The sequence below is a fragment of the Latilactobacillus graminis DSM 20719 genome (genome assembly GCF_001436415.1).
In the GTDB taxonomy this organism is placed as follows: domain Bacteria; phylum Bacillota; class Bacilli; order Lactobacillales; family Lactobacillaceae; genus Latilactobacillus; species Latilactobacillus graminis.
On the sequence record NZ_AYZB01000034.1, the window covers coordinates 1 to 3,116 of the forward strand.

Below are 3,116 nucleotides of genomic sequence, written 5' to 3' on the forward strand. Positions count from 1 at the left end.
TTGATTGGCGTGATCTTAATTGGTTTGGTAGTTACGACTAAGTATTATTTGAAAAAGGTAAGTAAATAAGTACGATCAAAAAAATACTAAGTATCGGCTTTAAGTCACAAAATAGTAAAAAGCAGCAATTTCTTAAGGATTGCTGCTTTTTTGTATGCAGATATAGCATCAAGTAAAGTGTTATAAGAAAAATACAACGGTATTAAATGAATGAACGTACGCTTAAAGAAAATCATTGTTTACCGAGGATTTCAAGCAGAATACTAGTTTGAACTAGCAAAATGACTTAATTTTTAACTGGGTATTGTTGTTCTGATAAATAATATTTTATAAGATTGTGACAAATTCCAATTTATGTTTTCGCTCTTAAACTGATTGTTTTCACAAAATGGTTACAAGCCGTATTTCATAGTTAAACATTGTGATTATGGGCATTGTGGGCTTGTTTAAATTTAAATGGAAGGCTATATTGACAATGATTTTAGACCATCGTCTGATTGTTTTCATAAATTGCTTTGATTAATCGTATTTATTCTCATGAGTTTTTTGGGGGCATAAATCGTCGAATGATTAAAGAAAATTGTAATGCTTTAGATTAGTCATTTGTCATTACCGAATAAAAATAATTGCAGTTTTCAGAATTAGTGATATGATGTAGTAGGTTAATAAGTTCGCATATTAATCAAGGGCGTTATTAATGTTATTTTGGGGGAGGAAACTACATTGAATAAACGATTTGTTGGGATCATTAGTGCATTATTACTAACGAGTCAATTGGTCGTCGGGATTACACCGGCATTGGCCATTGATAGTAGTGACAATAAACAGATCCAAAGTTTTCCAACGGGGAATTTTCAAGGGGATTTTACAATTGATCCTCAAAATAAAAATGTTGATGCTGGTCAAGATGTTAACTTCAACATTAATCTTAAAGCAACTGGTGCGGTAACGAAATTAACGAACGTTACTTTGAAAATTACATTACCGCTTAGTGCATATGTGACTTTCACACAACCGTTAGAAAGTCTAAAGATTAACGGAATAGCACCGACGTTTGACCAAACAACTAACATATTGACTTATCAGTTTAGTCAATTGCCAACTGGCTCGGTTGCAAAAGTAAAATTACGGTTAGGTACCGTTAATGGGGCCTTTACAAATAATCAACAGTTACAAGTTAAGGGACAATTAGCCGCCGACAGTGATAAGGGGAAAGTTACAACGATAACCGATGGAGCGGTTAATATACTAGCGACTAAAAACCTTTCGTTAATCAATAAATTTGATTCAATCTATGACAATGATGTTAGTTCAGAAACTTATCATACTAATCCATCATTAGGAGATACAATTAAATGGAATTTGGCTGTCAGCGCCCCTAAGAAAATTGAAGGTTCATTGTTTTTAAAGCCCGGTTCTAAAGTTCACGTAAGTTATCATCTTGATGATAAGTTGACTTATGAAGGAATGGCAAACAGTGATGCACCACAGCCAGTCGTTTCAAAAGATAACCAAAATTTGACGTGGGATTTGGTAGTACCGTCAATTGCAGATCAAATAAAAGAAGCAAATGGCAACTTTTTCATGAATGATTTAAGTCTAAAGTTGAAGATTAATAATGACGCTGCTAATTTATTTAAGCAAGCAACAAATCAATTTACTGATGTCAATGCTACTTTTAATGATGGCGAAACCTTTTCTTGGGCGGATTTGAGCGCAGCCCAGCAGAAAGCTTATGAAGGAACAATTACGATTTCACAAGCAAATCCAGACCAATTACCACCTTCGGTTGGTAGTGGTGGGATTACGGGACCTCATTATGGACCGCTAGATGGCTATGGAAATGTTGACCTAAAAGCAGGGTCTAAACCCGATGTTTCTGTAACTGACGAGGCGACATTAGGCTTTAGTTTTTGGCCAAGTTCACTATGGGCAACCAGTCCAACTAAAGACTTTTATAGCTATGCGATTCATTATAAAATTGATCCACATTTAAATATTAAAAAATTCTATACCGGTACTTTTGCTTTTAGGCCATCGGGGAAAGTTGGTAGTACTAAAACGCCTTTGAAAAATCAGCCGCATTATTCATTTAATGTCCGCTATGATGATGATGAGGATAATACGCCATCAACCTATTCAAATGCTGCCGGTGCTGCCGTTAATCCAGATACTGGTGCAATCGTTCCGTATACTGATTCGCATAAGTATAATTGGCATACGTTAGTTGCAGATGTGCCATTAGGTAAGTGGTTAACCGCTGATCAGCTAAATATTCCAAAGGGCAAACATGTTAAAGAAGTCATGTTACATTTCCATGCACCTAAAGGAATGGTCAGAAAAGAAGGCTGGGGTAATTGGGGTGATAAAACCTATACCGCAACTGGTGATGAAAACGGATTGCCTAGGTATTATGAGGTTAATTCGGGTAATGATCTCGGTCAAGGATCTTCTGATGACGATTTAAGCTACCTTGAAAACTGGGCACCTGCCGGTATGGCAGGGGCAAATATTATGCAATTTGACATGGGCGTTCAGAAAGGATATGTCGGCAGAGTCGAAAATACGACATATACCAATTTCTGGGGCACAACTGATTCAGGCAATATGGCGCTTAGCGGTTCAGAGCACGATTGGGACACCGCAAGTGCAGCCTGGACTAAGGTCGCTGGTACGCAAGGTGCGGAAATTATTAAGCCAGTTACTGGTGTTGATCGGACAGTTAAAACCGGGGTTCAATTTGATCAATTAGCCGAGCTACCTGATAGGTCAAAGAGTCTTGTTGTGGGTGATAATACAGTTACTGCAACAATCAGTAATGACGAAGTTTCCAAAAATGATATAACAGGTCCGATGACCAGTTATGTTCTGTTACCCAAAGGCGTTCAATATAGTACTGATCAATTAGAAAATGAGACAACCAGCTCGCTGGTAACCGCTAATTATAAAGGAACTGGCCAGAGTCTTGTGAAGGTCACGTATAGTGCTGATTACGCAAAACCTGGCGAAAAAGTGACAGCTACTTTCAAAGTAACGGTGACAGACGATATATCTACCATGCCAGAATTAAAAGTTTATAGCTTTTTAGACACTGATAATTTTTCAGTTCCTGAGAT

At 37.3% G+C, this 3,116-nt stretch carries 1 protein-coding gene; it reads left to right on the forward strand.

All coding sequences use genetic code 11. From position 1 onward, the window contains the following. Window positions 1-723: 723 nt before the first annotated feature. On the forward strand, window positions 724-3,116 hold a 2,393-nt coding region (locus FC90_RS05075; protein WP_201781109.1), incomplete at its 3' end, for a hypothetical protein.